The sequence below is a fragment of the Aestuariivita sp. genome, from assembly GCF_021404545.1.
Lineage (GTDB): Bacteria > Pseudomonadota > Alphaproteobacteria > Rhodobacterales > Rhodobacteraceae > Aestuariivita.
The window spans coordinates 1-8,783 of the sequence record NZ_JAAWWD010000079.1; the positions used below are offsets into that span (position 1 = coordinate 1).

Sequence of the window (8,783 nt, forward strand, 5' to 3'; positions counted from 1 at the left end):
CCCCGTTCGTCTTGTGCCTCCCCGCGGGGCAAGGCGCGCACCCCCCCGCACCGGTTTCGGTCCACGGTGAACGAGGTCAACCCGCGCCCGTCGCCAATCCCGACACCGCCTTGGTGGACGAGGACAGCTCGGTCAATATCAACGTGCTGGCCAATGACACCGATGTGGATGGCGACATGCTGATGGTGACCTCCGCCTCGGCGCTGAACGGGACGGTGCAGATCGAAAACGATTATTCGCTGACCTATATCCCCGATCCGGATTATTTCGGCCCGGACACGATCAGCTATGACATCTCCGACGGCAAGGGCGGCACTGCCTCCAGCACGGTTTCGGTCACCGTGACCGCGCAGCAGGATGGACCCGTGGCCAATCCCGATACCGCCTTGGTGGACGAGGACAGTTCGGTCAATATCGCGGTGCTGGCCAATGATCTGGATGTGGATGGCGATACGCTGACGGTGACCGGGGTCAGCGCGCTGGAAGGCAGCGGCCTCAATGGTACCCTGGTGATCGAGGCCGACAACACGGTGACCTTTACGCCCACCGCCGATTATTTCGGGCCGTCCACGTTCCAATATACCATCTCGGATGGCAAGGGCGGCACCGCCTCCAGTATCGTGGATATCACCGTGGCCCCCGTCAATGACGCGCCCACCGCCACACCCGCCCAGATCAATCGCACCGAAGAAGACGGGGTGTTCCAGATTGATCTGGCCGATTTCGTCGATGATATCGATCCCGGCGATGTGCTCACGATTTCCAACATCGCGCTGGCCGCCGGGGCGACCGCGATCCCGTTCACGGCGACCGGATCGGTGGTCGAGATCGACGCCGCCGCCCTGGGCGTGGCCGAGGGCGATACCCTGTTCACCGACTTCACCTATACCGTGACCGATGACAGCGGCGCGGCCAATGACAGCGCCGAGGGCCGGATCCAGGTCACCGTCACCGGGGCCGAGGATCCGCCCCCCGTCAACACCGCCCCCACCGCCAGTGCCGTGGCCGTGGCCGCGGATGAGGCAGGCGGGCTGATCGCGATCGACCTGACGACACTGGCCACCGATCCCGATACGGGCGACACGCTGACGATCACCTCGCTGGAACGCGTGTTCTCTCCGACACTCAGCCTGGCCGTGGCCTTTGCGCTGACCGACAGCCAGCTTCTGATCGATCCCACGATCTTCTTTGCACAGGGCGGCAGTGTTGAGCCGATCCCGGGCGTGTCGACCGATAATTTCCTGTCCGAAGGCGAAGAGGCGGTTCTGAGCCTGTCCTTTGCCATCCAGGACGCGCTTGGCGAAAGCGACACCAACGTGATCACCCTGACCCTGACCGGCGACACGCCGGGGGCGGGCAACACCCCCCCGGTGGCGATCAACGTGCCCGACAGAAGCAACCCGTTCGACACCACGCCGCCACCGGAGGTCATCGTCGATGACCCGGGCATGCCGACCTACACGCTGGACATGAACACGCTGATTTCGGATGCCGAGACCCCGGATTCCGGTCTGGTGGTCACCTTTGGCGATCTGATCCTGGGCGAGAGCGGTGGCGGCGACGATGGCGGTGGCGTGCCCACCGCCCCGTTCAGCTATGACCCGGGCACCAAGATCCTCTCCATCACCCTGGCCGATATCGGTCTGAGCGACGGCCAAGAGGTGCTGGGCTCGCTCAGCTACAGCGTCAGCGATGGCATCGACAGCGCCAGCGCCCAGATCGTTCTGAACTTTGTCGATCCGTTCGATACCCCGCCGCCTCCGACACAGACGGTCCTGGATTTCGAGCCTTTCTCGGATTCTATCGATGCGACGATCCCGATCGGCTCGGGCGACGATCTCGGCGCCAGCGCGGTCTTCACGCCTTACCAGGGCTTTTTCTTCCAAGGCACGGCCAGCGTGATCGAAACCGATGAGCTGAGCGGCTCTGGCGGGCGTGACGGCACTGGCCCTGCGGGCATTGCAAGCGGTCAGACCACGGCGGGCGGCGACAATGTTCTGTTGGGCGGGCCCAGCTTTGTTCAGGAGCCGGTGCTGGATGAGTTCGGTGTGCCCGTGCTGGATCGTAACGGCGATCCGGTGACCCAGGCGGTCGAAGACAAGCAGCTGACGCTTTTTGCCGAAGGGGCCACCGCGGAGCTGGACCGACCCGAAGAGGGTCCGCGCTTCAGCACCGCGGGGCTGTCGCAGGCGGAGGCGTTGACGCTTTTCGGCATCGAGGATCCCGGATTGTTCAGCCTGGATGGGCTGTCTTTGAACGTCACCGGCGATGGCCCCTCAGAGGTGACGCTCACCACCTATGCCCTGTCGGTGCGCGAAGAGCCCCTCACGGGGTCCGCGTTCAGCAACTATTTCTTCAGTGTCGAGGTTGTGGACAGTTTCCTCTTTGACGCCGATGCCGCCACTGGTGCCGAGATGCTGGATTTCGAAGATCCCGGGTTTGCCGATGACGGCGATGTCCCCAACGACAATGGAGCCGGGTTCGACAATATCTATGCCGTTTCCTTTACCACCAACGACAGCAGCTTGATCGTTTTGGACGATATTCTGATCACTCTCTGATCCGGGCATATATGCTGCCTCTGGAGCGCGGGGCCCCGTTCTTGGGGTAGTGCATCTGCGCATGAACAGCGTCTGAACCGCCTCTTTTCTGAATTTTGAGCATTCGCCCCTTTGTCAGGCGCATCTGGTCGCATAGAAAGGCTGTGTAGTGGAAAGGTATATTGATGACTGCATTTGATCCCCCCGCCGCTTTTACCGATGATGATGGCCGTGGGGATGATGTTATCCCACCAATCCTGCCCCCCTCCGGCACAGAAGGCGACGCCGGTCTCGTCCGCCCGGATCCCGAGGAGGGTCCAATTGACGAGTCGTTTGTGCCGCCCCCGCTCCGTGACCCCGATGTCGCGGATCCCGACCCCGAGGAAGAGACCCGATTTACCTGGGTCAATGATGCCTTTGCGAACGGGTTCGAAGCCCCCGAGCCCGCCCCGTTCGATCCCTCGCTGGCCGCTGTGCAGCAGTCGCGATTCACCCAGGACGATGACATCCAGGATTTTTCCGAGTCGCCCCAGCCGGTGCAGGTCGACGGTTTTGCCGGCGACGACCGGATCATCGGTTCCGTGTTTGGCGACAATATCGATGGCGGCGCGGGGGACGACCTTATCATGGGCGGCCCCGGCGATGACGAGCTGGATGGTGACAGCGGGTTCGACACGGCCGTCTACAAGGGATCGATCCTGGAATATGACCTGATCCGCGTCGACGGTGACGAGTTCAATATCGTGGATATGTCCCACAACATGCTTCAGCCTCCCGCACCATCGGTGGTGGGGCCGGTTGTCGGGTTAAGCCTGCCTCCTGTCGACAGCGACGGTGGCGAAGGCCCCGGCACCCCCTCCGAGCCCGGTGCTCCCGATGATGGCGGCGATAGCGGCACCCTGGACGAGGGCACGGATGAGTTGGAGGATTTCGAAGAGATCCGCTTTGCCGATTATATTCTGCGTCTGGACGGGGTGAACAATGCGCCGTTCATCGTGGCTCAGGATGTCATTGTGGATGAAGACACCCCCATCCAGGTTACATTCGAAGTCTATGATTTCGACGGTGACACGATTGGTGCGGTTTCTCTTGCGGAAAGCGGCGGCAGTGCCGGCGACGTGAGTTTGACCGAGCTGACGCCTTTGTTCGGAAGCGCGCTTACGGGGGAGTTTTCCTTCGATCCGATCAATCAAGAAGAGCTGCGCGCGGGCGAAACCCTTGTCTTTACCATCACTGTAGAGGCAACCGACATCATCATACCGCCGGTCAGTACGCCCGGTGGGCTGGGCTGGACCGCGCCGCCCGAGCGTGAGGCACTGACCACGCAGTTCAGCTTTGATATCACCGTCGTCGGGGTCAATGACCCGCTGACGGCCAATGACGATGTTGCCACGATGGCCGAAGATGGCACCGTGGTCATCAACGTGCTGGACAACGATGTCAGCGACGGCGGCGAGCCGCTGTCCGTGCGCGACGCCAGCGCCGCAAATGGCGAGGTCAACATCCGGCCGGACGGCCAGTTGAGTTACACACCCAACGGGAATTTCAACGGGATCGACACGATCACCTATACCTTGTGGAACGGGACCGAAACCAGCGATACCGATACCGCCAGCGTCACGGTCACCGTCACTGCGGTCAATGACGACCCCGAGACCGTCAGCGATACCGCCACGGTCGCCGAAGACGGTGAGGTCAATATCAACGTTCTGGCCAATGACAGCGATATCGACGAGGGCGACGAGCTGACCGTCACATCGGCCACGGCCCCCAATGGCGAGGTCACGATCGAGACCGACGGCACGCTGACATATGTGCCCGATCTCAATTTCAATGGGCGTGATCAGATCACCTATGAGATCTCGGACGGCAATGGCGGCACCGCCACCGGGCTTGTCGGGGTTACGGTCACCCCGGTCAATGACAATCCGACCGCCAATAACGATACCGGCATCGTGGTGGCCGAAGACGGATCGGTCGTTGTCGACGTTCTGGCCAATGACACCGATATCGATGGCGACGCCCCGCTCTTTGTCTCCGGGTTCGGGGCGCAAAGCGGCGGCACGGCGGCGCTGACCAATGACGGTCAGGTGCGGTTCACCCCGAGCCAGGATTTCTTTGGATCGGCGTTTTTCGAATATGTCGTCAGCGACGGCAATGGCGGCAGCGCCCTGGGTCGCGCTACTATCGATGTCACCCCGGTCAACGATGCGCCCAGCACCTCCCCCGGCACGGTTGTGGCCGAGGAAGATGACGGACAGATCACCATCAATCTGAGCGATTACGTCACCGAACTGGATGGCGACGGGCTGAATTTCTCGCTGATCGCGGCGGATCGCGCGGGCGACCCGATCCCGTTCTCGGTGCAGGATGACACGATAACGGGCGACAACGGCCTGATCGTGATCGATCCCGAACTTCTGGGTCTGGATACCGGCGAAAGCGCGATGACCACGTTCAGCTATACCGTCACCGACGACAGTGGCGAGGTCGGCAATGACACCGCCACCGGCACGGTGACGCTGACCATCAACGGCGCGGATGAGGTCGTGGTGCCACCGCCGCCCAATGCGCCGCCTGTTGCCACGGCACTGACCGTGACCGCGGATGAGGCCGAGCTGATCACAATCGATCTGGCCGATCTGGGCATCGACCCCGATGAGGGCGACACGCTGACGCTCAGCGCGTTGACCGGCACAATCCGGGGGTCTGCCAATCGGCCTGTGGACTTCTCGCTCAATGAGACCGGTCAGATCCTGATCGACCCGACGCAATTCTTTTTGCAAGGCCAGGCCTTCGAGCGCACGTTGAGTGAAGGATCGGGATCCTACCTGATCGAGGGGGAAGAGGTCACGCTGTCACTGAACTTTACGGTGCAGGACAGCGGCTCTTTGTCAGACAGCAATATCATCACGCTGAACCTGACCGGCGATACGCCCGATAACTTTGCACCCGAAGTGGCCAACAGCAGCCTGAGCGAGGTGATCGTCGATGCATCGGGCCCCGGCACCCAGACAATCGATCTGGGCGCGCTGGTGTCGGATCCGGACGGAGACGACACGCTGACCATCACCGTCGGCGATCTGACACTGGGTGGCGATGACGGTGACGTTGTGGTCAACCCCAGCGCGATCACCCGCGTCGGTGATGTCGTCACCATCGATCTGTCGGCTCTCGATGCCCTGTTGGCCGATGGCGCCGTCAGCAACGGCACCCTGGACTTCACCGTGACCGATGGGATCGAAACGGTGGCAGGTCAGGTGGGCACCACCTATGTCGATCCGCTGGACGACCCCGGTACCGATCCCGTGCCTGCGGCGGTGGTTTTGGACTTCGAGGTGTTCGCGGATGAGACAGGAGCGTCCATTCCAATTGGCGTGGACAGCCTTGGCGAGGAAGTCATGACTGTCATCTATCAGGGCTATTTCTTCCAGGGACCGGCAAATGTGTTCGAAACCGACGAGCTGGGCGGTGCCCGCGGCGGCGGCCCCGCGGGTATCGCCAGCGGCCAGACCACGCCGTCGGGCGACAATGTGCTGGTGATAGGAACCAACACCGAAGTGCCGCTGGCTCTCGTCGATATCATCAATCCCGATACCGGCACCCCCTATCTGAACATTGACAGCAGTCCGGTGCAGGGCGTGCCCGGCAGCACGGTCGTGCTGGATGAATTCGGCCAACCCGCGACAGGGCCCGATGGCTTTATCCTGGTTGATGACCGGAATGTGCCGACCACACAAACCGTGGTGGACAATACCGCGATCCTGCGCGCCGAGGGCGGCACACTCGACCCGGACGCGGTCGAGCGGGCCTCCTTGTCCATCGGGGGCCTCTCGCCCGAAGAGGCGCTGGAGACAATCTTCGGTGTGGATCCGGATACCGATTTCAATCTGGACGGTCTGTCGCTGAATGTCACGGGCGATGGCACGTCCAAGGTCACGCTGACCACCTATCGCTATGAGGTGACAGAAACGCCGTTTGGCACCAGCTCATTCAGCAACTATGCGCTGAATATCATCGAGGTGGACACATTCGTCTTTGACGCCGATGCCGCCACCGTGGCCGAGGGGCTGGATTTCAACGATGCGGGCTTTTCCGATGATGCGGATGTGCCCAACACCGACCGGACCGCGTTCGATGACATCCAGGCGTTCCGGATCACCGCCGATGACGACAGCTTTATTGTGCTGGACGATATCCGGCTGTCCCCGGTCGAGGATATCGTACCGGTCTGACGCGTCCGGCCGGTGCCCGGGGCCGCACAGCCCCCGGGCTGAAATCGGCCCGACGCTCCGGTTGCGGGGGTTTTTGAGTCCCCGTTCCGGTAACAGTTTGTTATCTTTCCCACGCGGCCACTATGCGGGGCGCTGATCGGACAGGCAGGAGACAAGACATGGTATTGGGCACACCCGGATCGGATGGCAGGGATCCCGGAACCGACCCCCCGGGCACAGCCGTATCTGAAACCACCGATGCGCCAGCCAATGACAGTACCTCTTACCTGCTGACCCCTGGCGGATCCTTCTCCGGCAGCATCGACAGCGCCACTGACGAGGATTGGATCGCGATCACGCTGGAGACGGGGTTCGATTACATCGTCTGGCTTCGGCACAGCCGCGACACGCCCCCCGCCGAAGGGATGAAACTGGACCTGATCCGCCCCGATCTGGCCTTTCCGCGCGCAGAGGACGCTGCCGCCGCGGGCGATGTGGCGCGGTTCATCTATAATGTCGATTTCACCGGCGGCGCGCCGGGCAAGCATTACCTGTCGGTTCAGGGCACCGCCACTTTCGACTATCAGCTGAGCGTCCAGCTCGATATCGGCCAGTCGCTGAACACCCGGGGCACCCTCGCGGTTGGCGCCACCGAAACCGATGCGATCGATATCGAGCTGGACCGCGACTGGTTTTCCAGCGACCTGATGGCGGGGGCGTCCTATACCTATCTGCTGCGCCCCACCGACGAGATCGGCGCCGACGACCGGCTGGCGCTGGAACTGCGCGATGCGACCGGCGCGACCGTGGATCGCGGCACCACATTCGGCTCGGGCCTGGTGATCCTCAGCTATGATCCGGGCGCGGACGGCACCTTCTTTATCGAAGCCGAGGTCGGCACCGGCAGCTATCTGGGCGGCTATACGCTGGAGCTGATCGACGAGGTCGCCGCCAGCGCCGCCACCACCGCCAGCCTGGCGGTGGGCGAGCGCTATGACGGGGCCTATGAGTTTCTGGGCGATACCGATTGGGTGGCCATCGATCTGGTCGCGGGCCAAAACTATGATCTGAGCCTGGCCATCACCGAGGCCGAAGGCGACGCCCTGCCCCGGCTGCGGCTGCTGGATCCGAGCGGCGGGTTTCTGGCCGAGACCGGCAATATCGAGACCCCGGCCGATGGCACGCTGACATATGCCGCCATGACAACGGGGCGGTTCTATCTTGAGGTCAGCGCCTCGGCCTCGTCGCTGGTGGGCGGCTACAGGCTGACGGCGGCCGAGGTCACCGAGACCGGCCCGATCACCGGGACACCGGGCGACGATGTCCTGGACGGCACCCAGGGCAATGACACGATCAACGCGCTGGCGGGAAACGACACGCTGCGCGGGCTGGCGGGCGATGACATCCTGAACGCGGGCGACGGCACCGATACGATCAATGGCGGCGCGGGCGACGACACGATCACCGGGGGCGAGACCGAAGCCGACCGCCGCGACACCATCTTCGGCGGTGCGGGCAATGATCTGATTGACGCAGGCTATGGCAACGATCTGGTTTACGGCCAGGACGGCAACGACACGATTGCCGGGGGGTTCGGCGCGGACGAGCTCTTTGGCCAGAACGGCAATGACGTGATCACCGGCTCGGCCTTTTCCGATCTGGTGTTCGGCGGCGACGGCGACGATTTCGTCAATGGCGGGTTCGGCTTCGACCGGATCAATGGCGGCGCGGGGGCGGACCGGTTCTTCCATGCCGCCGCCGCCGGGCACGGCTCGGACTGGCTGCAGGATTACACCGCCGCCGAGGGCGACGTTCTGGTTTTCGGCGGCACAGGCGCCCGCGCGTCGGATTTCGTGGTCCGGTTCGCCCATACCGCGACACCGGCGGGGGAACGCTCGGGCGATGACGATGTGCAGGAGGCGTTTGTCAATTTCCGGGGCGAAACGCCCTGGGCCCTGGTCGGTGGCGGGGGCGGGGCTGGGATCAACCCCCAAATCGGCGGCGGGGGGTTTGCCCTCTTGGCCTGTCC

The 8,783-nt window shown here is 63.1% G+C and carries 3 protein-coding genes; all 3 read left to right on the forward strand.

The annotated features are described in order from the left end of the window. A partial coding sequence (locus HEP69_RS23370) for an Ig-like domain-containing protein (protein WP_290560928.1) occupies positions 1 to 2,561 on the forward strand: 2,561 nt, incomplete at its 5' end. 164 nt (positions 2,562 to 2,725) lie between these two features. After that, positions 2,726 to 6,775 carry an Ig-like domain-containing protein gene (locus HEP69_RS23375; RefSeq protein WP_290560929.1) on the forward strand — a complete coding sequence of 1,350 codons (4,050 nt, stop codon included), beginning with the start codon at positions 2,726 to 2,728 and terminating at the stop codon, positions 6,773 to 6,775. 158 nt (positions 6,776 to 6,933) lie between these two features. Then, on the forward strand, positions 6,934 to 8,783 hold a 1,850-nt coding region (locus HEP69_RS23380; RefSeq protein WP_290560930.1), incomplete at its 3' end, for a calcium-binding protein.